The organism is Micromonospora craterilacus (assembly GCF_003236315.1).
In the GTDB taxonomy this organism is placed as follows: domain Bacteria; phylum Actinomycetota; class Actinomycetes; order Mycobacteriales; family Micromonosporaceae; genus Micromonospora; species Micromonospora craterilacus.
Genome location: NZ_POTY01000005.1, coordinates 43,111 through 63,736, shown reverse-complemented (window position 1 = coordinate 63,736; position 20,626 = coordinate 43,111). Strand labels below are relative to the sequence as shown.

Here is a 20,626-nt window from a genome sequence, read left to right as displayed (position 1 = left end):
GCCGGGTGACAGGTCAGATCGAACTCCGCGTACTCGTGGACGACCCGGCGGATCCGCGCAGCCGCGAGGTGCCGCTGGACTTCCCCCGGGAGTGGATCGAATTCGTCGACCCGGCGGACGAACGGCACCTGGTCCGGGCCGACCTCACCTGGCTGCTGTCCCGGTGGACCTGCGTCTTCGGCCGTGGCTGCCACGGCATCATCGCCGGGCGCTCCGCCGACGGCTGCTGCTCGCACGGCGCGTTCTTCACCGACTCCGACGACGAGAAGCGGGTCCGTACCGCGGTGAAGCGGCTGACCCCGGCGAACTGGCAGCACTTCCGCCGCGGCTTCAAGAACTGGACCGAGAACGACACCGTGGACGGCAAGAACCCGGCGCGACGCACCGCCACCCAGGACTCCGACGGCCCGTGCGTCTTCCTCAACGACGCCGATTTTCCGGGCGGCGGCGGGTGCGCGCTGCACGCCCAGGCGCTGCGCGACGGGGTGCACCCGCTGGAGTACAAGCCGGACGTGTGCTGGCAGCTGCCGGTCCGGCGGGATCAGGAGTGGGTGAAGCGGCCGGACAACACGAAGGTGCTGGTCTCCACGCTGGCCGAGTTCGACCGGCGGGGCTGGGGCGCCGGCGGGCACGACCTCGACTGGTGGTGCACCTCCTCCACGGACGCGCACGTCGGCACCGAGCCGATGTACCTCTCGTACGGTCCGGAGCTGACCGCACTCGTCGGCCCGGCCGCGTACGCCAAGCTCGCCGAGCTGTGCGGCGAACGGGTCCGCCAGGGCATGGTCGCCCCCCATCCCGCCGACCCGAACTGACAACTCAGCGCGATCTTGGTAGCAGCGTCCACCAATGGGCCATGACACTACGACTCGATGACGAGCGTGAACGCTGGCTGCGCTGCGCAAACTTTGCGACGTGCAGCTCAGGCGTGGCTGCGGTGGCGCGGATCAGGGCTCGAACTTGTAGCCGAGACCGCGCACGGTGACGATGTGGCGCGGGGTGGACGGCTCCGGCTCGATCTTGGACCGCAGGCGCTTGACGTGCACGTCCAGCGTCTTGGTGTCGCCCACGTAGTCGGCGCCCCAGACCCGGTCGATCAGCTGCCCACGGGTCAGCACCCGGCCCGCGTTCCGCAGCAGCAGTTCCAGCAGCTCGAACTCCTTGAGCGGCAGCTGCACCGCGCCCCCGTCGACGGTCACCACGTGCCGCTCGATGTCCATCCGGACCGGCCCGGCGGCCAGCGTCGGCACCCCCGACTCGGTCGCCTCGGGGCTCTGCCGGCGCAGCACGGCCCGGATCCGGGCCACCAACTCCCGGGGCGAGTACGGCTTGGTGACGTAGTCGTCGGCACCGATCTCCAGGCCGACCACCTTGTCGATCTCGCTGTCCCGCGCGGTGACCATGATGATCGGCACGTGCGAACGCTGCCGCAACTGCCGGCACACCTCGGTGCCGGACATCTCTGGCAGCATCAGGTCGAGCAGCACGATGTCGGCGCCGGTCCGGTCGAACTCGGTGAGAGCCGACGTGCCCGTGGCGGCCACGGACACCTCGAACCCCTCCTTGCGGAGCATGTATGACAGGGCGTCGGAGAACGATTCCTCGTCCTCGACCACCAGAACGCGGCTCAACGGCGTTTCCTTTCCTTTCGGGTCGGACCGGGCGGAGCCCGGCCTGATCCATATGCGGTCAGACCTGCCGGAGCTCGGCCGGACCGGCCTCGATCCCAGCTGACGGCAGTGTCGCCAGGAGGTCGTCCGGAGGGCTGGCGGGCAGCCGGAGGGTGAACGTCGACCCCCCACCAAGAGTGCTCGCCACATCCACCCGGCCGCCATGGTTGCTCGCGATGTGCTTGACGATCGCGAGGCCCAGGCCGGTGCCACCGGTCGATCGGGAGCGGGCCTGGTCGGCCCGGTAGAACCGCTCGAAGATCCGGTCCACGTCGGTGGGGGCGATACCGATGCCCTGGTCCGCCACGGCGATCTCGACGTGTTCGTCGGTGGAGCGGGCGGTGATACGTACCGTGGTGTCCTCGCCGGAGTAGTTGACGGCGTTCTCCACCAGGTTCGCCACCGCCGTGGCCAGTTGGCTGTCGCTGCCGTAGACGGTGAGTCCCCGCTCGGCCTCGACCGTCACCTCGATCCGACGGGCGGTGGCGGCGGTCCGGGTGCGGTCCACCACCTCGGAGATCACCCAGTCCACCGCGACCGGTTCCGGGGCCGGTTGCGGCTCGGCGCCCTGGAGCCGAGTCAGTTCCAGCAACTCCTGCACCAACCGCCCCAACCGGGTCGACTCGTGCTGGATGCGTTCGGCGAACCGGCGGGCCGCGACCACGTCCTCGGAGAGGTCGGACCGCCCTTCACCGGCCGGCTCGGTGGCGTCGAGCAACGCCTCGGCGAGCAGTTGCAGCGCGCCGATCGGGGTCTTCAGCTCGTGACTCACGTTGGCCACGAAGTCGCGGCGGACCCGGGCCAGCCGGTGCGACTCGGTCACGTCGGCCGCTTCCACCGCGATGTAGCCGCTACCCAGCCCCATCGCCCGCAGGTGCACGCCGAGCGGGTTCTCCCCCGCGTTGTCGCGCCCCCGGGGCAGGTCCAGCTCGATCTCGCGGCGCACGCCGGTGCGGCGCACCTGCCCGGCCAGGGTACGGATCAACGGATGCGCGGTGATCGAGCCCGGTTGGCCACCGGTGCGCAGCAGCCCCATCGCCCGAGCCGCCGGGTTAACGAGTACCGGCACGTCCTCCGGGTCGAGCACCACCACGCCCGCACGCAGCGAGTCGATCGCACGGCGGCCGAGCCCGACCTGCTCTTTCTCGGCGATCGCGAGCCTCCCCTTACCGAACCCGAAGCTGGCCCGCCCGCTCCCGCTGGAGCCGGCCCGCCGGCGTGCCGCCGGGATGATCCGGGGCAGCCACAGGCCGGCGACCAGCCCGGCCACCAGGGCCGCGGCCACACCCACCGTCACCGCCCACGTCACTCGGTGATCGTAGGGTCATTGTTTACCGGGGTACCGCCCAGACCAGGACGAAGGACTCTCACTTCCGGGAAAGTTCACCTCCGTGTCCGGTGTAGTTCACCGGCGTTCACCTCCGGTCCGCCCGCGAGCCCTAGTTTGTGCGGCGTACCTGCGCAAAGCCTCGCCGGCCCGGTCGCCGGCCCCGACCCCACAGGACGTGAGAATGCGCGACGAGTTCCGGGCCGAACTTCAGGCCGTCAGCCAGTTACTGGTCGAGATGGCCGAAGGCGTACGGGCGGCGCTGCGGCAGGCGACGCGGGCCCTGCTCACCGCAGACCGCCGGGCGGCCGAGACGGTGATCGAGCGGGACGCCGAGATCGACGAACTCTACCGGCAGGTGGAGGAGCGGGTCTGCGACCTGCTGGCCCGCCAGGCACCGGTCGCCTCCGACCTGCGTGCCATGATCACCGCGCTGCACGTCGCCGCCGACCTGGAGCGGATGGGCGACCTGGCCGACCACGTCGCCAAGACCGCGCTGCGCCGGCACCCGTCGCCCGCCGTACCGGCGGAGCTGCGGCCGGTCTTCACCGACATGGCGTCCATCGCCGACCGGATGGCCGAGAAGATCGCCGCGGTGCTGGCCCACCCCGACGTCGACCTCGCCGCCGAGCTGGACAGCGACGACGACGCGATGGACGAGCTGCACAAGGGCCTGTTCGGGGTGCTGCTCGGCGAGGACTGGCCGTACGGGGTGGAGACCGCCATCGACGCCACCCTGCTCGGCCGCTTCTACGAACGGTTCGCCGACCACGCCGTGAACAGCGCCGAGCACGTGGTCTACCTGATCACCGGCGAACCCGTAACCCCCGCCTGAGGCGCAAGGACGGGCCCCCTGTTAACGCCTGGCGTATAGCAGGGGGCCCCTCTTAACAAGCGTCGGCCGGTCAGCGGCCCTGGTTGGCCACTGCGGCGGCGGCCGTCTTGGCGGCCTCCGGGTCGAGGTAGGTGCCGCCCAGGGTCTGCGGGCGCAGCTGCGGGTCCAGGTCGTAGCGCAGCGGGATCCCGGTGGGAATGTTGAGCTTCGCGATCGCCTCGTCGCTGATCTGGTCCAGGTGCTTGACCAGGGCCCGCAGCGAGTTGCCGTGCGCAGCCACCAGCACCGTCCGGCCGGCCAGGATGTCCGGCACGATCGAGTCGTACCAGTACGGCAGCATCCGCTCGACGACGTCCTTGAGGCACTCCGTACGCGGCATCAGCTCGGTGGGCAGCAGCGCGTACCGGGGGTCGCCCACCTGCGACCACTCGTCGTCGTCGGCGATCGGCGGGGGCGGCGTGTCGTACGAGCGGCGCCAGAGCATGAACTGGTCCTCGCCGTACTCGTCCAGGGTCTGCTTCTTGTCCTTGCCCTGCAGGGCACCGTAGTGGCGCTCGTTGAGCCGCCACGACCGGCGCACCGCGATCCAGTGCCGGTCGGCGGCGCTCAGGGCCAGCTCGGCGGTGCGGATGGCGCGGCGCATCACGCTGGTGTGCACGACGTCCGGCAGCAGGTTGTGCTCGCGCAGCAGCTCACCGCCGCGGCGCGCCTCGCTCTCCCCCTTCTCGGTCAGGTCGACGTCGACCCAGCCGGTGAAGAGGTTCTTGGCGTTCCAGTCGCTCTCGCCGTGCCGCAGCAGGACCAGCGTCCCGACGGTGGGCCCCTCGCTAGCTGTCATGCCGATCATCCTGCCGCAACGCCGGACCGGACGCGCGGGAAGGGTCGTGACGACCACCACGTGGAAATCGGCGTGACCTTGATTCCGGCGCGCCACTAGGTTGTAAGGGTCGTCCAGATATTCAGTCATTACGGAAACGGGGGCGCCGGCGTGCGCGCGATGCGGGGTTGGTTCCGGGACACCACGGGCGGGCTGCCGAAGACCTTCTGGTACCTCTGGACCGGCACCCTGATCAACCGGCTCGGCTCGTTCGTCCTCGTCTTCCTCGCCATCTACCTGACCCAGGAGCGCGGCTTCTCCGCCACCCAGGCGGGCCTGGTGCTCGGCGCCTGGGGCGTGGGTGGCGCGGTCGGCACCACCGCCGGCGGCACGCTGACCGACCGCTGGGGGCGGCGGCCCACCCTGCTCGCCTCGCATCTCGGCGCGGCGACCATGATGCTCGCCATGGGCTTCGCCCGTGACCTGTGGACGGTCGCGGCGGGCGCGCTGCTGCTCGGCCTGTTCGCCGAGGCGGCTCGCCCGGCGTTCGGCGCCATGATGATCGACGTGGTGCCCGAGCGGGACCGGTTGCGCGCCTTCTCGCTCAACTACTGGGCGATCAACCTCGGCTTCGCCTGCGCCGCCGTGCTCGCCGGTTTCGCCGCCCAGGCCGGTTATCTGCTGCTCTTCGTGGTCAACGCCTCGACCACGGTGGTCACCGCGTTGATCATCTTCGTCAAGGTGAAGGAAACCCGCACGATCACCGTCAGCACGCGGTCAACCGGTGCTCCGGTCGGCGCGCTGCGCACCATCCTGACCGACCGGGTGTACCTGGGTTTCGTCACGCTGAACCTGCTCGGCGCGCTGGTCTTCCTCCAGCACATCTCGATGCTGCCGATCGCGATGGCCGACTCGGGCCTGAGCCCCGCCATGTACGGGTCGGTGATCGCCCTCAACGGCATCCTGATCGTGGCCGGCCAGCTGTTCGTACCCCGGCTGATCCGTGGACGCAGCCGTTCGCACGTGCTCGCCCTGGCCTCGGTGGTGGTGGGCGTCGGCTTCGGCCTGACCGCGTTCGCCGATGTCGCCTGGTTCTACGGGCTCACCGTGCTGATCTGGACACTCGGCGAGATGCTCAACTCGCCGTCCAACGCCACCCTCATCGCCGAACTCTCCCCCGGCGAGCTGCGCGGCCGCTACCAGGGGGTCTTCTCGCTCTCCTGGCAGCTGGCCGGGGCGATCGCGCCGATCCTCGGCGGCCTGGTCCGCGAGCAGGCGGGCAACGCCACGCTCTGGCTCGGCTGCGCCGCGATCGGGGCGGTGATGGCGGTGGGCCACCTGATCTCCGGACCGGCGCGGGAGCGCCGCGCCCTCGAACTGCGTACCGTCGGGGCCGCCCCGGTGGTGACGGTCCAGTCGCCCGCACCCCAGCCGGCCGCGCCGCAGGCGGCCGAGCCGGTCGCGCCCACCCGCGGCTGACCACTCCCCGGACGGCGCGGGGTTCCGCCGCTCCGGCAAGATCTGTTAGGTAACCGAACAGATCAGGGAGGTCAGGTGCGGGCCGCAGCGCAGCACGAACGCCGGGCGTCCGCCGCGCCACGTCGCTGGCTGGCCGACACCGCGGGCGGGCTGCCCGCCACCTTCTGGTACCTCTGGGCCGGCCTGCTGATCAACCGGGCCGGGGCGTTCGCGATGCTCTTCCTGTCGCTCTACCTGACCGCCGCGCGCGGCGCCAGCGAGTCGCTGGCCGGCGTGGTCGTGGGCGCCTACGGTGCCGGTGGCGCGGCCGGGGTGCTGCTCGGGGGCGTCCTGGCCGACCGTTGGGGACGCCGGTCGACCCTGGTGGCGGCGCACCTGGCCACCGCCGCCCTGATGGTCGCGCTGGCGCTCAGCCAACAGCTGGGCGTTATCGCGTTGCTCGCCCTGCTGGTCGGCGTCACGCACTCGATGCCGAGCCCGGCCTTCGTCGCGGCGATCGTCGACGTGGTGCCGGAACACCGCCGGTCCCGCGCGTTCAACCTGCAGTTCTGGGCGTTCAACCTTGGCATGGCGGTGGCCTCACTGCTGGCCGGCCTGCTGGCCGAGGCGAGTTACGTCGCGCTCTTCCTGGTGGACGCCGCCGCCACCCTGGCCACCGCCGTGCTCATCGCGTGGAAGGTGCCCGAGACCCTCGCCCACCGGTCAGCGCGACCTCCGGCGCAGCCCGAGGCCGCCCGCCCCGCCGGGCGCCAACCGCGCCGGCCCGGGTTGCACACCGCGTTGGCCGACCGTCACTTCCTGGCCTTCGTGGGGCTGACCTTCGTCCTGGCCGTACTGACCATGCAGGCTTCGACGATCATGCCGCTGGCGATGCGCGCGGACGGGCTGGGACCTTCGGCGTACGGCGTGGTGGTGGCGCTGGGCGGGGTGCTGATCGTGCTGGGACAGCTCTTCGTACCCCGGCTCATCGACCATCACCGCAAGGCGCACGTGCTCGCCCTCTCCACGGCCCTGCTCGCGATCGGCTTCGGCGCGCTCGCCGTCGCCGACGACCTCGCGTTCTACCTGGGCGCCTGCGTGGTCTGGACGGTCGGCTCGATGCTGGCCGCGCCACCCAACGCACAGATCAACGCGGACCTGGCGCCACCCGCGCTGCGGGCCCGCTACCAGTCGGTGTTCTACCTGGCCTTCCCGGCCGCGTCGTTCGTGGCACCCACACTCGGCGGGTTCAGCCTGCAACAGTGGGGCAACGGGCACTGGCTGCTGGTCGGCGCGCTGGGGCTGCTGGCCGCCGGGGGTCACCTGCTCGCCGGACCGCCTCGGGAGCGACGCGTGGCCGCCCTGCGCCAAGCCACGGCGGCCCCGATCGAGCCGTCGCTGACCGCTCGCGAGGTATGACGCGAGGTGCCCGGCACGGAACCCGTGCCGGGCACATCAACGTCGTACGACCGGCGGCGGCGGGCGACACTCACCCCCGTAAGCGACGCCCGCTCACGCCGCCGGTCCAAACAGGTGGGAACCGTCCCCCAACGGTCGATCCACCCGTCCCCCGACACCTCACCCGGTGCACGGATCTGATCGATCCGCCGCTCCCCCGAACGGTTCCGAGCGTGGCGCGGTGTAATAAAGCTAGTTCGGCCCGTCATCCGGATTCAACCTGATCGGCTGTCTCGCCCGTCACAGCGGCCGTGGCCGGCCTCGGGACGGCACTTCGGGCCCTCGTTCATGGCCAACAGCGGGTACCCGTCGAGCATTCCCGCAAACCCCTCACCCGTCCTCACGGTCGGGTGACTCGGTCCGGAAGAAGTTGCTCTGCCGGCCGTCCCGCAACTGCTCCTGGTAGATCAGGTTCAGCCGCCGCAGATCGAAGGTGTGGAACCACTCGTCCCAGGTGATCTCGCGGATCCGGCTGCTCTCCCGGTAACCCGGAATGTTGAACGTCAACACGCCGGCCCGGCCGTCCCGCTCGGTGCCGGTGATCGTCGCCGGCTTGGCGCCACGCTCGCGGGCCCACCGCCGGATGACGTCGTGGTTGGTGGTCACCAGACTACGGCCGGGGCGCTCCGGCTGGTCCTGGATCGTGGCGATCACCTGCGACGACCGGGACGACCGCGCGGTCCCCCGCCCGGTCCGCACCGCTGAACTGCCGACCGGTGCCGCCCTGGCCGCACCCTGCGCCGGTGCCGCCTTGGCCGCTCCACGTGCCGCTGTGGCCCGCCCCGCCGTCGACTTGCGAGCCGCAGTGCCGGCCTTACCCGCGGTCGTGGTCTTTCTGGCCGCCGTGGTCTTCCGCGCCGCCGTGCTCTTCGCCGCCGCCTTCCGCGGAGCGACCTTCCTCGCCCCGGTGCCCGTCGCGGCCTTTCGCGCCGTGCCCGGCGTCGTCTTCCGCGCCGCGCTGGCCGTCGTCTTCCGCGCCGCCCCGGTCGTCTTGCGCGCGGCACTAGTCGTCGTCTTCCGCGCCGCACCGGTCGTCTTGCGCGCGGCACTGGTGGTCGTCTTGCGCGCGGTGCCGCCCGCCGCCTTCCGCGCCGATACGGCCCGTTTCGCCGGCGCCGCCTTTGCCCGGCCCGGGGCGGTCCGACCCGCCGCCGCCTGTCTCGTCCCGGCCGCCTTCGTGGCGCTGGCGCGGCCGGCCGGACCGGTGCTCCGGCGGGCGGCACCGCCCGACCGAAGCGTCTTCACCAGGGTCTTCACCAGTTCCGGCTTGCGCAGGGCGGAGATGCCGGAGACCCCGTACCGGCGCAACTGTCCGCGGATGTCGTCCACCCGCATCCGGGAGATCTCCGACTCGGAGATCTGTGGCGTGTTCGGGGTCCGGTTGCCGGCCTGCCGCTTGGTCCTGGTCGCGGTCCCGCCGCGACCCGAGCTGTTTCGCTGAGCCATGGACGCTCACGCTCCTCGACACTCAGTCTCGGCACGCGGCGGGTCCCAACGCCGCACCGCGTGGTGCGGCTTACCCAGCAATAGCGCTCTGAACCGTCCCGCCGGTCAACGGACCCCGTTTCAGGTCTGGCCCGGACCGCCCGCGCCGCCCGACGGCTCGAAAAGGTGCGCGAAGGCCGCGAGGTTCGCGGTGGACTCACCCCGCTTGACCCGCCACTCCCACTCCCGGCGGATCGAGCTGCCGAAACCAATCTCCAGCATGGTGTCGAAGGACTCGTCGGCGTAGGTCAGCACCGCGCCGAGCAGCCGGTCCAACTCGTCGGCGTCGACTCCGGCGGGGTTGACCCGGCCGGTGAGGTAGATGTCGCCGACCGCGTCGACGGAGAACGACACGGCGTACATCCGGGCGTTGCGTTGCAACAGCCAGGCCCACAGCTCCTCGCGCCGCTCGTCCGGCTGGCGCATCACGAACGCCTCGACCCGTAGCGCGTGCTCACCGACGATCAGGTTGCAGATCGTCTTGAGCTTGTGCGTGCCGGGCAGGGTCACCGCGTACGACCCCGGGCCGGTGCGCTCGCAGGCGAGCTCCCGTTCGGCGCAGACCGACTCGATCAGGGCCCCAAGGTCGCTCATCGGGTCAACTCTACGGCCGCTGCCTCCGCACCGCCGCTGATGAGCGCCGCACCGGTCACCAGCAACGGGAGCCGGCCAGCTCGGAGGTGAGACGGGCCCGGTGGGCGGCGATCGCCTCGCCGTAGACGGTGAGCAGGCCGTCGGCCGTACGGTGCCAGGAGAAGTTGCGTGCATGCCGGGCGGCACCGACGGACAGCTCCGCCAAGCGGCCCCGGTCGGGCAGCAGGCGGCCCAGCGTACGGGCCCAGTCGACCGGGTCGTGGCCGCGCACCAGAACCCCGCTGACCTGGTCGCGTACCGCGGTCACCAGGCCGCCGACGGCGGCGGCCACCACGGGCGTACCGCACGCCTGGGCCTCCAGCGCGACCAGGCCGAAGGATTCGTTGTACGACGGCACCGCGACCAGGTCGGCCGCCTGGTACAGCAGGGGCAGGTCGGTGCCGGTCTGCGGCGGCAGGAAGTGCACCCGGTCGGCGACACCGAGCGAGGCGGCCAGCTCGATCAGGGCGGTGGGCCGGTCCAGCCCGGTGCCGCTCGGGCCGCCGCAGATCACCACGCCGACCTCGCGGGCCAGCACCGGATCCCGGTCACGCAATGCGGCGATCGCACGGATCAGCACGTCCGGGGCCTTCAACGGCTGGATCCGCCCGACGAAGGCCACCAGGTGACCGCGGGTGGGCAGGCCCAGCCGGACCCGGGCGGCAGTGGTCGCGGCGTCCCGGTCGCCGGAGGCCGGGCGGAACCGGTCCAGGTCCACCCCCGGCTCGACCACCGCGACCAGGGTCGGGTCGGCGTCGTACCGGCCGACCAGGTCCCGTGCCTCGACCCGGGTGTTCGCGACCAGCCGGTCCGCCTCGGCGACCACCTGCTCCTCGCCGATCACCCGGGCCTTGGGTTCCGGCCGGTCCCCGGCGGCGAGCTGCGCGTTCTTCACCTTGGCCAGGGTGTGCGCGGTGTGCACCAGCGGCACCCCCCAGCGGTCCTTGGCCAGCCAGCCGACCTGCCCGGAGAGCCAGTAGTGGGAGTGGATGAGGTCGTAGTGGCCCGGCGGCCGGGCCGCCTCGGCGCGCAGCACGCCGGCGGTGAACGCGCAGAGCTGGCCGGGCAGTTCCTCCTTGGTCAGCCCCTCAAGCGGACCGGCCATCACGTGCCGCACGTGCACCCCGGGAGCCACCTCGACCACCGGCGGCAGATCGCCCGAGGTGGCCCGGGTGAAGATTTCCACCTCGACGTCCGCCTCGGCCAGTCGCCGGGCGACCTCCAGGATGTAGACGTTCATGCCGCCCGCGTCGCCGGTGCCCGGCTGGTGCAGCGGCGAGGTGTGCACCGAGAGCGTCGCGATCCGCCGGGGCCGCGGCCACGGCAGGGAACCTCGCTGACGACCGACACCGGAGTGCATTTCCGCCACGTCCGCTCCCTTTGCCACGGTTGATGCCGTCCCGCACGACCGGCGCTCCTGCGTCAACCTCGACGCCGGATGTCATCTTCCCGATCGCCCGCGGGAAATACGTCGGCCAGCCCCGCCGGCGTGACCGACCTCATCACGAGGGCGGTGCCCGACGGCCGTGAGCGGGGGCGAGAATGGCCCGATGAGTCCTGTCGCCATCGTCACCGGAGCGTCCAGCGGGATCGGCGCCGCCACCGCCCGGCGGCTCGCCAGCGAGGGTTTCCACGTCGTGGCCGCGGCGCGGCGTACCGACCGGTTGGCCGACCTGGTCGCGGAGATCACCGCCGCCGGTGGCGCCGCCACCGCGGTGGCCTGCGACGTCACCTCGGACGAGTCGGTGGCGGGTCTCGCGCAGGCCGCACAGCAGGCTCCCGGGCCGGTGACGCTGCTGGTGAACAACGCCGGTGGGGCACGCGGGCTGGACCCGGTCGAGTCCGGTGCCATCGGCGACTGGCAGTGGATGTACGACGTGAACGTGCTCGGCACGTTGCGGGTCACCCAGGCGCTGCTGCCGGCCCTGGAGACCTCCGGCGCCGGCACCATCGTCGTCGTCTCGTCGACCGCCGGCTTCACGGTGTACGAGGGCGGCGGCGGCTACACCGCCGCGAAGCACGCGCAGACCGCGATCGCCGGCACGCTACGGCTGGAGCTCTGCGGCCGCCCGGTCCGGGTGATCGAGATCGACCCCGGGATGGTGAAGACCGACGAGTTCGGACTGGTCCGGTACCGCGGCGACGCCGACCTGGCCGCGGCCGTCTACGCCGGGGTCGCCGAACCGCTGGTCGCCGAGGACGTCGCCGACTGCATCGCCTGGTGCGCGACCCGCCCGCAACACGTCAACGTGGACCGGCTCGTCGTCCGGCCGCTGGCCCAGGCCGCCCAGCACAAGGTGCACCGGGCGAGCTGAGCCGGGATCGCGCGATGGCGACACGGGCGTCCCGGCCCCTCGGTGTGGTGACCCGGGGCACCACCAATCCCAACCGGCTACGCCGGGTGGACAACTGGATCGTGGAGACCTGCGCCGACGTGCTGCGGGCCGCGCCGGATCCGCTGGTGGTCGACCTCGGCTACGGCGCGACCCCGGTCACCGCGGTGGAGCTGCGCGCCCGGCTCGCCGCCGGGGTCCGCGCCGACGTGCGGGTGGTCGGGCTGGAGATCGATCCGGTACGCGTCGCGGACGCCCAGCCCGCCGCCGACCCGCCCGGGCTCACCTTCGCCCGGGGCGGCTTCGAGCTGGCCGGCCATCGTCCCGCCCTGGTCCGCGCGTTCAACGTGCTACGTCAGTACGACGAGGGCGAGGTGGCCGGCGCCTGGGCCACGATCACGGCCGGGCTGGCACCCGGCGGGCTGCTGGTGGAGGGCACCTGCGACGAGTTGGGCCGCCTCGGCGGCTGGGTGCTGCTCGACGCCGCCGGCCCGCGCTCGCTGACCCTGGCCGCCCGGCTGGCGACCCTCGACAGCCCGGCCGAGCTGGCCGAACGGCTACCCAAGGCGCTGATCCACCGCAACGTCCCCGGCGAACCCATCCACGACCTGATCCGAGCCCTGGACGACGCCTGGCGCGCCGCCGCCAGCTACGCCCCCTTCGGTCCCCGCCAACGCTGGCTGCACGCGGTGGCCACCATCCGCGCCCAGGGCTGGCCCATCCTCGACCGTCCCCGCCGTTGGCGCCTGGGCGAACTAACCCTCCCGTGGCCCACCATCTCGCCCACCCAGCCCCGTTGATCGTGGGTGAGGTGGGCTAGACGGTGCAGTTGATCAGCACGGGTTCGGGGTGGAGGGTTACCCCGAAGCGGGCGTGGACGGTGTCGCGGATGTCGCGGGCGAGAGTGATCAGGGCCTGGGTGCTGGCGGTGCCGGTGGGGTTGGTCAGGGCCAGGGTGTGCTTGCTGGAGATGGCGACGCCCTCGGGGCCGGCGTGGCCCTTGCCGAAGCCGGCCTTGTCGATCAACCAGGCCGCGCTGACCTTGACCATGTCACCGGCGCCCGGCCAGGCCGGCGGCTCCCCGACATCGGCGGCCCGCTGGCGCAGCAGCTCGTACCCGGCGCCGTCCAGCACCGGGTTGGTGAAGAAGGAGCCGACCGAGCGGGTGTCCGGGTCGGCCGGGTCGAGCACCATGCCCTTGCCGGCGCGCAGCCGCCGCACGGTTGCCCGCGCCTGCGCCAACGGCACCCGGTCGCCGACTCCGACGTCCAGGGCCCGGGCCAGCTCGGCGTAGCGGACCGGGCCGGACAGCGGCGAGCGGGCCAGCCGGAAGTCGACCGAGAGCACCACCCACCGCTCGCTGTACTTGAAGATGCTGGACCGGTAGGCGAAGCCGCAGTCCACCGCGGCGACCCGCCCGACCGCGCCGGCGTCCCGGTCGTAGACCTGCACGCCGGTGATGGTCTCGGCGACCTCCTGCCCGTACGCCCCGACGTTCTGGATCGGGGTGGCCCCGGTCGAGCCGGGGATGCCGGACAGGCACTCCAGCCCGGACCAGCCGTTCTGCACGGTCGCGGCGACCAGGTCGTCCCACGGCTCGCCGGCCTCGACCCGTACCGTCACGGTCTGCTCGTCCTCGGCCAGTACCCGCAGGCCCCGGGAGCGGACGAGGACCACGGTGCCCGGGAAGCCGACGTCGCCGATCACCACGTTGCTGCCGCCGGCGAGCAGGAGGATCTCCTCCCCCGCCTCGCGTACCCGGGCGACAATCTCCTCCGCACTGGTAGCGGTAACTATCCGTCCAGCCGGTCCACCGAGGCGTAATGTGGTGTATTGCGACAGATCACCCGTGGTGACGGGTTGAGCGGCGGCTGCCGGCTGGGCGTAGACGTCAGACACGCCTTTCACCCTAGGCTGAGGGACAGCCGCGGCACCCACTGGTGGCCCGGTCACCCCCGGGAGGATGGCGATGAGCAGATTGCATGGCACCAAAGACTTCTGGATCGGGGCACTGCGGGCGGAGGGCCCGGCCTTCGCCGCGGCGGTGGCCGAGGCTCCGCCCGAGACACCTGTGCTGTCCTGCCCCGGCTGGACGGTAACCGACCTGGCCCTGCACCTCGCCGGCATCTACCAGTGGGTACGCTCCGTCGCCGGCTCCGGCGAGTCCACCGCGCCGCAGCAGAGCCGGTCGCAGCCGGCCGAGCCGGCGCCGGGGGTCACCGTCGCGCAGCAGTGGCAGCAGGCGTACGACGAGTTGATGGCCCTGTTCGACACCCTCGACCCGGAGGCACCGGCGTGGAACTGGGCCCCGCAGCCGAAGAAGGCGGCCTTCTGGCCACGCCGGATGGCGCACGAGACGGCGGTGCACCGCTGGGACGCCCAGCTCGCCATCGCCGCCGGTGAGCCGATCGAGTCGAAGCTCGCGGCCGACGGGGTGAGCGAGGTGCTCGACACCTGGCTGCCGGCCGGCCGGCGGAAGGCGACCGGGCAGTGGCACGGGGTGGTCCGGCTGAGCGCGACCGACGCGGCACATGAGTGGTTCCTGCGGCTGCGCGGCGAGGGGGTGGCCCTGCTGGACACCGGCACCATCTTCGACCACGACGACCACCATGCCCGGGTGCACGTCAGCGGCACGGCGAGCGATCTGCTGCTGGCGCTGTGGGGGCGGGTCAGTTTCGACACCCTGACGGTCGCCGGCGACCGCGCCCTGCTCGACGGGGTGCGTACCGGCTGAGCCCGACGATCCACCACGAGCGGCCTTTCCGATCGGGAGGGCCGCTCGTGGCCATTCTGTGACCCTCCCCGAGAGAGCGCTCTCTTGACACCGGTCCGGGGTGGACCGCAGGCTACGTGAGAGCGCTCTCAGACCCATCCACCACCACCCTTACCTGAGAGGGGTCACCAGACAATGGGCACTTTCCCGCGCCACCGCCTCGCGGCGGTCGCCCTGGCCGCCGCCGGCGCGTTGCTCGTCACCAGCGGCTGCGGTGGCAGCGACGACGCCGGAGACGGCGACATAACGCTCACCGTCGACGTCTTCGGGCAGCTCGGCTACGAGCAGCTCTACCGCGAGTACGAGGACGCCAACCCCGGCGTGAAGATCGTCGAGCGGGGCACCGGCGGCAACCTCGACGAGTACTCGCCGAAGCTGACCCAATGGCTCGCCGCGGGCAAGGGCGCCGGCGACATCGTGGCCATCGAAGAGGGTCTGATGGTCGAGTACAAGGCCAACCCGGACAACTTCGTCAACCTGCTCGACCACGGCGCCGCCGAACTCAAGGGCAACTTCCTCGAGTGGAAGTGGAACCAGGGGCTCACCGCCGACGGCCAGAAGCTGATCGGGCTCGGCACCGACGTGGGCGGCATGGCCATGTGCTACCGCACCGACCTCTTCGAGAAGGCGGGGCTGCCCACCGACCGCGACGAGGTCTCCAAGCTCTGGCCGACCTGGCCGGACTACATCGCCACCGGCGAGAAGTTCAAGGCCGCGAACACCGGCGCCTCGTTCCTGGACGCGGCCACCAACACGTTCAACACCATCGTGCTGCAGACCGCCGGCAACGCGCAGGGCTACCACTACTACGACACCAGCAACAACCTCGTGGTGGACAGCAACCCGGCGGTGAAGCAGGCCTGGGACACCACCATGCGCATCATCAACGCCGGTCTGTCCGGCAAGTACGGCTCCTGGTCGGAGGAGTGGGTCTCGGCCTTCAAGCAGGCCAAGTTCGCCACCATCGCCTGCCCGGCCTGGATGACCGGCGTGATCGAGGGCAACGCCGGGCCGGAGGCCAAGGGCAAGTGGGACATCGCCCGGGTGCCGGGCGACGGCGGTAACTGGGGTGGTACGCACCTGGCTGTGCCGACGCAGAGCAAGCACCAGGCAGAGGCGATCAAGCTGGCCAAGTTCCTGACCAGCCCGCAGGGCCAGATCGGCGCCTTCAAGGCCAAGGGCCCGCTGCCGTCCTCGCCGCAGGCGCTGGACGACCCGGCCATCGCCGAGGCCACCAACCCGTACTTCTCCGACGCCCCGATCGGCACGATCTTCGCCGCCGGCGCGAAGACCCTGAAGCCGGTCTACATGGGCCCGAAGAACCAGGCCGTCCGTACCGAGGTGGAGAACGCCGTGCGCACCGTCGAGCTGGGACAGCGCACCCCCGACCAGGGCTGGCAGGACGCGATCGCGAACGCCAAGAAGGCCGCCGCCAAGTAACCGGCCCGACGGGCCCCACCCCGCCGCCGATCCAGGACCCGCCGCCTCCACCGGACGCGCGCGGCGACCAGCCCTGGATCGGCGCGGGGCGGGGGCGTGGAAAGGAGTCAACGGGTCATGGCGTTGCAGCTCGACGCGCGACCGCCGGCCACACCGGGACCGCGCGACACCCGCCTGCGGCGGGCCGGCCGGCTGAGCCGGATCGACGCGAAGTACTCGCCCTACCTCTACATCGCCCCGTTCTTCCTGGTCTTCGCGGTCTTCGGGGCGTGGCCACTGGCCTACACCCTCTGGGTCTCGCTGCACGACTGGGACCTGCTCGGCAGCAACCCCACCTTCATCGGTGCGGACAACTACACCCAACTGCTGGCCGACAGCGACTTCTGGCACTCGGTGGTCAACACCCTCGGCATCTTCGTCATCAGCACGGTGCCGCAGCTGCTCCTGGCGCTCTGGCTGGCCAACATGCTCAACCGGCAGCTGCGGTTCCGCACCGGCTGGCGAATGGCGGTGCTGGTCCCCAACGTCACCTCCACCGCCGCCGTGGCGATCGTGTTCGGGGTGCTGTTCGGCCGCGAGTTCGGCATGATCAACTGGCTGCTCGACCTGGTTAGTGTCGACCCGATCGGGTGGAAGTCCAACCGGTTCGCCTCCTGGGTGGCCATCTCGGCCATGGTCGACTGGCGGTGGACCGGCTACAACGCGCTGATCTTCCTGGCCGCCATGCAGGCCATCCCCCGTGACCTGTACGAGGCGGCGGCGATCGACGGAGCGAACCGGGCCCGGCAGTTCTGGACCATCACCGTGCCGCTGCTCAAGCCGACGATCATCTTCTGCGTCATCATCTCCACCATCGGCGGGCTCCAGCTGTTCACCGAGCCCCGGCTGTTCCACTCCGGCACCAACCCGATCCGGGGCGGAACGCTGCGCGAGTCGCAGACGGTGACCATGTACATGTTCGAGAACGCCTTCGCGCCCTACTACAACTTCGGCTACGGCTCGGCCGTGGCGTGGCTGCTCTTCGCCCTGATCGCCATCGTGGCGGCGATCAACGTACTGATCATCCGGCGACTCGGCGCCGGCGCCAAGCCGGACACCGGCAGGAAGGGAGGCTCCCGATGAGCCGGCTGTGGCGGGCCAGCCCGCTGACGTACGGCGCGCTGATCGCCGCCGCGGTCCTGTCGGTCTTCCCGATCTACTGGATGTTCGTGGTGGCCAGCCGCTCCAGCGACGCGATGGGACAGCTGCCGCCGCCGGTCACCCCCGGGGGCAACCTGGGCGCCAACATCTCCCGGTTGTTCGCCAACGCCGACGCGTACTTCCTGACCGGCCTGATCAACTCGGCGATCGTGGCGACCACGGTCACCGTCTCGGTGGTGTTCTTCTCCAGCCTGGCCGGGTTCGCCTTCGCCAAGCTGCGCTTCCGGGGCAGCAACGCGTTGCTGATGGTCATCATCGCGACGATGATGGTGCCGACCCAACTCGGCATCATCCCGTTGTACATGCTGATGACGAAGCTGAACCTGAACGATCGGCTGCCGGCGGTGATCATGCCCGCGTTGGTCACCGGATTCGGGGTGTTCATGATGCGCCAGTACGCCGGCCAGGCGGTCAGCAACGAGCTGATCGAGGCGGCCCGGGTGGACGGCTGCGGCACCGCGCGGATCTACTGGAACGTGGTGCTGCCCGCGTTGCGTCCGGCCGCCGCGGTGCTCGGCCTGCTCACCTTCATGACCACCTGGAACGACTTCCTGTGGCCGTACGCGGTGCTGAACGACCCGGAGAATCCCACCGTGCAGCTGTCGTTGCGGGCCCTGTCCGACGGCTACTACCAGGACATGTCCCAGGTGTTCACCGGTACGGCCATCGCCACGCTGCCACTGCTGCTGGTGTTCGTCCTGTTCGGCCGCCAGATCATCGGCGGGATCATGGAAGGTGCGGTCAAGGCGTGACTGAGCTTCGATTTCCTGACAACTTTCTCTGGGGCGCGGCCACCGCGGCGTACCAGATCGAGGGCGCGGCCCGCGACGACGGGCGCGGCGAGTCGATCTGGGACACCTTCAGCCGCACCCCCGGCAAGGTCCACGCCGGGCACACCGGCGACGTCGCCTGCGACCACTACCACCGGTACGCCGACGACGTGGCGATGATGGCCGAGCTGGGCCTCCAGGCGTACCGCTTCTCGGCGTCCTGGCCCCGGATCCAGCCGGACGGCACCGGCCCGGTCAACCCGCGCGGCCTGGACTTCTACGACCGGCTGACGGACGCGCTGCTGGGCCGGGGGATCGACCCGATCATCACCCTCTACCACTGGGACCTGCCGCAGACCTTGCAGGACCGGGGCGGGTGGACCGCCCGGGAGACCGCCGAGCACTTCGCCACCTACGCGTCCGCCATGTACGCCCGGCTCGGCGACCGGATCGGCACCTGGACGACGCTCAACGAGCCGTGGTGCTCGGCGTACCTGGGCTACGGCAACGGGGTGCACGCTCCCGGCGTGCAGGATCCGGGCGCGGCCTTCTCGGCCGTACACCATCTGCTGCTCGCGCACGGCCTGGCCGCCCAGGCGCTGCGCGCGGGCGGCGCCGGCCGGGTCGGCATCACCCTGAACCCGGCCGACGTACGCCCCGCCGACGCGAGCAGTGCGGCCGACGCCGCCGCGGTACGCCTGGTCGACGGCCTGCACAATCGGATCTTCCTCGACCCGCTGCTGCTCGGCGGGTACCCGGACGACGTCCGAGAGCACGTCGCCCGGATCGTCGAGCCGACGTTCGTCCAGGACGGCGACGAGAAGATCATCGCGGCGCCGATCGACCTGCTCGGGGTCAACTACTATGCGCCGACCTACGTCGCCGGGCGGCCGGACGGCGCCGGTGGCGGCGCGTACCCGGGCACCGAGGGCGCGGTGGAGTTCCTGCCGCCCGTCGGACCGCTGACCGACATGGGCTGGATGATCGAGCCGGCCGGGCTGACCCGCCTGCTGGAGCGCATCGCCACCGACTATCCGGCCGTGCCGCTGCTGATCACCGAGAACGGTGCGGCCTTCCCGGACAAGACCGCCGCCGACGTGACCAGCCCGTTGCAGGACGCCGACCGGATCGCGTACCTCGACGGCCACCTGCGCGCCGCGCACGAGGCCATCGCCCGGGGCGTCGACCTGCGCGGCTATCTCGTATGGTCATTGCTGGACAACTTCGAGTGGGCCGAGGGGTATCGCAAGCGGTTCGGCATCGTGCACGTCGACTACCTCACTCAGCGGCGTACACCGAAATCCAGTGCCCGGTGGTACCAGGAGGTGATCTCCCGGAACGGGCTTTGACGGCGAGGTGGTATCTCCGATGACGGGGGCGCAGCGGCCCACTCTGGAAGCGGTGGCACGACGGGCCGGGGTGTCCCGAGCCACCGTCTCCCGGGTGGTCAACGGCTCGACCACGGTCGCCGAGCCGATCCGGGAGGCGGTTCGCCAGGCGGTGGCCGAACTGGGGTACGTGCCGAACCTGGCCGCCCGTACCCTCGTCACCCAGCGGACCGACTCGATCGCGCTGGTCATGCCCGAAGAGGCCACCCGGGTCTTCTCCGACGACCAGGTCTTCCCGGGCATCATCCGGGGCGCCGCGCAGGAGTTGGAGGCCGCCGACAAGCAGCTGGTGCTGATGCTCGCCGGCTCGCCGGCCGGGCACGAGCGGGTCGAGCGGTACACCACCGGCCGGCACGTCGACGGGGTGCTGTTCGCCTCGCTGCACGGCGCCGACCCGCTGCCCGCCAAACTCGCCGCGCTGGGCATCCCGGTGGTGTGCAGCGGCCGGCCGCTGGACGGTTCGGACGTGCCGTACATCGACGTCGACCAGGTCGGCGGGGTGACCCGGGCGGTGCGACACCTGATCGAGGGCGGGCGCCGCCGGATCGCCACCATCGCCGGTCCACAGGACATGGTCGCCGGGATCGAGCGGCTGGCCGGCTACCGGGACACGGTGGCCGCCGCCGGGCTGCCCGAGATGGTGGCGGTCGGCGACTTCACCCGGGAGTCCGGGGCCGCGGCGATGCGCGAGCTGCTCGCCGCCCACCCCGACCTGGACGCCGTCTTCGCCGCGTCGGACCTGATGGCCCACGCCGCCCTCCGTACGCTGCGCGAGGCAGGGCGGCGGGTGCCGGACGACGTGGCGGTGATCGGTTTCGACGACATCGAGACCGCCGCGTACACCGACCCGCCGTTGACCACCGTCCGGCAGCCGATACTGGAACTCGGCCGGCAGGGCACCCGGCTACTGCTCCGCCTCGCCGCCGGCGAGGCCGTCGAGCCGGCCCTCATCCTCCCCACCGAGCTGGTCATCCGCGAATCCGCCTGAGCCGCACGACCTCGCCCCGCCGCGCGGAGAGCGCGTCAGTGCCCCGCCGCG

General features: G+C 71.5%; 18 protein-coding genes and 1 pseudogene. 12 read left to right on the top strand and 7 right to left on the bottom strand.

Translation table 11 applies throughout. The features are described 5' to 3' along the window. The first annotated feature begins 5 nt into the window (after positions 1-5). The gene (locus C1I95_RS02020) at positions 6-815 is read left to right on the top strand and encodes a DUF3109 family protein (protein WP_111212012.1); all 810 of its coding nucleotides are present in this window, start codon (positions 6-8) and stop codon (positions 813-815) included. Positions 816-947: 132 nt separating this feature from the next. Here the strand turns inward: C1I95_RS02020 and C1I95_RS02015 are convergent, their stop codons facing one another. Both C1I95_RS02015 and C1I95_RS02010 read right to left on the bottom strand, forming a co-directional pair. Beyond that, positions 948-1,631 carry a response regulator gene (locus C1I95_RS02015; RefSeq protein ID WP_111212011.1) on the bottom strand — a complete coding sequence of 228 codons (684 nt, stop codon included), beginning with the start codon at positions 1,629-1,631 and terminating at the stop codon, positions 948-950. A 58-nt stretch (positions 1,632-1,689) separates the two neighbouring features. Next, positions 1,690-2,979 carry an ATP-binding protein gene (locus C1I95_RS02010; protein ID WP_438941269.1) on the bottom strand — a complete coding sequence of 430 codons (1,290 nt, stop codon included), beginning with the start codon at positions 2,977-2,979 and terminating at the stop codon, positions 1,690-1,692. Positions 2,980-3,181: 202 nt separating this feature from the next. On the opposite strand from C1I95_RS02010, the gene phoU reads away from it, so the two are divergent. After that, positions 3,182-3,832 (top strand): phosphate signaling complex protein PhoU, encoded by a 651-nt coding sequence (gene phoU, locus C1I95_RS02005; protein ID WP_111212010.1) that lies wholly within the window; start codon positions 3,182-3,184, stop codon positions 3,830-3,832. A 70-nt stretch (positions 3,833-3,902) separates the two neighbouring features. Here the strand turns inward: phoU and C1I95_RS02000 are convergent, their stop codons facing one another. Next, entirely contained in the window at positions 3,903-4,670 is a 768-nt protein-coding gene (locus C1I95_RS02000; RefSeq protein ID WP_111212034.1) for a phosphoglyceromutase, read from the bottom strand. 150 nt (positions 4,671-4,820) lie between these two features. On the opposite strand from C1I95_RS02000, the gene C1I95_RS01995 reads away from it, so the two are divergent. Both C1I95_RS01995 and C1I95_RS01990 read left to right on the top strand, forming a co-directional pair. Continuing rightward, complete coding sequence (locus C1I95_RS01995) at positions 4,821-6,128, top strand: MDR family MFS transporter (RefSeq protein WP_111212009.1); 1,308 nt, start codon at positions 4,821-4,823, stop codon at positions 6,126-6,128. A gap of 75 nt (positions 6,129-6,203) precedes the next feature. After that, positions 6,204-7,526, top strand: a complete 1,323-nt coding sequence (locus C1I95_RS01990; protein ID WP_111212008.1) for an MFS transporter — start codon at positions 6,204-6,206, stop codon at positions 7,524-7,526. A gap of 369 nt (positions 7,527-7,895) precedes the next feature. On the opposite strand, the pseudogene C1I95_RS37030 reads toward C1I95_RS01990, so the two are convergent. From C1I95_RS37030 to mshA, 3 genes and pseudogenes are all read right to left on the bottom strand, one after another. Next, positions 7,896-8,717: pseudogene (locus C1I95_RS37030) on the bottom strand (hypothetical protein); the annotation flags it as partial. A gap of 414 nt (positions 8,718-9,131) precedes the next feature. Then, positions 9,132-9,644, bottom strand: coding sequence for a type III secretion system chaperone family protein (locus C1I95_RS01980; RefSeq protein WP_111212006.1), 513 nt, complete (start codon positions 9,642-9,644; stop codon positions 9,132-9,134). Positions 9,645-9,699: 55 nt separating this feature from the next. Beyond that, entirely contained in the window at positions 9,700-11,052 is a 1,353-nt protein-coding gene (gene mshA / locus C1I95_RS01975) for a D-inositol-3-phosphate glycosyltransferase (protein ID WP_111212005.1), read from the bottom strand. Between the two features lie 181 nt (positions 11,053-11,233). On the opposite strand from mshA, the gene C1I95_RS01970 reads away from it, so the two are divergent. Both C1I95_RS01970 and C1I95_RS01965 read left to right on the top strand, forming a co-directional pair. Continuing rightward, positions 11,234-11,998, top strand: coding sequence for an SDR family NAD(P)-dependent oxidoreductase (locus tag C1I95_RS01970; protein ID WP_111212004.1), 765 nt, complete (start codon positions 11,234-11,236; stop codon positions 11,996-11,998). Positions 11,999-12,012: 14 nt separating this feature from the next. Then, entirely contained in the window at positions 12,013-12,816 is an 804-nt protein-coding gene (locus C1I95_RS01965) for a class I SAM-dependent methyltransferase (protein ID WP_111212003.1), read from the top strand. 16 nt (positions 12,817-12,832) lie between these two features. On the opposite strand, the gene C1I95_RS01960 is transcribed toward C1I95_RS01965, so the two are convergent. Continuing rightward, entirely contained in the window at positions 12,833-13,915 is a 1,083-nt protein-coding gene (locus C1I95_RS01960) for a UDP-N-acetylmuramate dehydrogenase (protein ID WP_111212002.1), read from the bottom strand. Positions 13,916-13,985: 70 nt separating this feature from the next. Here C1I95_RS01960 and C1I95_RS01955 point away from each other — a divergent pair, with 70 nt between their 5' ends. The 6 genes from C1I95_RS01955 to C1I95_RS01930 all read left to right on the top strand — a co-directional run bounded on the left by C1I95_RS01955 (position 13,986) and on the right by C1I95_RS01930 (position 20,575). Beyond that, positions 13,986-14,750, top strand: a complete 765-nt coding sequence (locus C1I95_RS01955) for a maleylpyruvate isomerase family mycothiol-dependent enzyme (protein ID WP_111212033.1) — start codon at positions 13,986-13,988, stop codon at positions 14,748-14,750. Positions 14,751-14,924: 174 nt separating this feature from the next. After that, positions 14,925-16,229: an ABC transporter substrate-binding protein gene (locus tag C1I95_RS01950; RefSeq protein ID WP_111212001.1), complete on the top strand. Its 1,305-nt coding sequence runs from the start codon at positions 14,925-14,927 to the stop codon at positions 16,227-16,229. A 117-nt stretch (positions 16,230-16,346) separates the two neighbouring features. After that, positions 16,347-17,351 carry a carbohydrate ABC transporter permease gene (locus tag C1I95_RS01945; RefSeq protein WP_111212000.1) on the top strand — a complete coding sequence of 335 codons (1,005 nt, stop codon included), beginning with the start codon at positions 16,347-16,349 and terminating at the stop codon, positions 17,349-17,351. Further along, positions 17,348-18,181 carry a carbohydrate ABC transporter permease gene (locus C1I95_RS01940; RefSeq protein WP_111211999.1) on the top strand — a complete coding sequence of 278 codons (834 nt, stop codon included), beginning with the start codon at positions 17,348-17,350 and terminating at the stop codon, positions 18,179-18,181. The genes C1I95_RS01945 and C1I95_RS01940 overlap by 4 nt, the downstream gene beginning before the upstream one ends. Further along, entirely contained in the window at positions 18,178-19,548 is a 1,371-nt protein-coding gene (locus C1I95_RS01935; protein WP_111211998.1) for a GH1 family beta-glucosidase, read from the top strand. Before C1I95_RS01940 ends, C1I95_RS01935 begins: the two co-directional genes overlap by 4 nt. Before the next feature lie 19 nt (positions 19,549-19,567). Beyond that, positions 19,568-20,575 carry a LacI family DNA-binding transcriptional regulator gene (locus C1I95_RS01930; protein ID WP_111211997.1) on the top strand — a complete coding sequence of 336 codons (1,008 nt, stop codon included), beginning with the start codon at positions 19,568-19,570 and terminating at the stop codon, positions 20,573-20,575. The last annotated feature ends 51 nt before the right edge of the window (positions 20,576-20,626 follow it).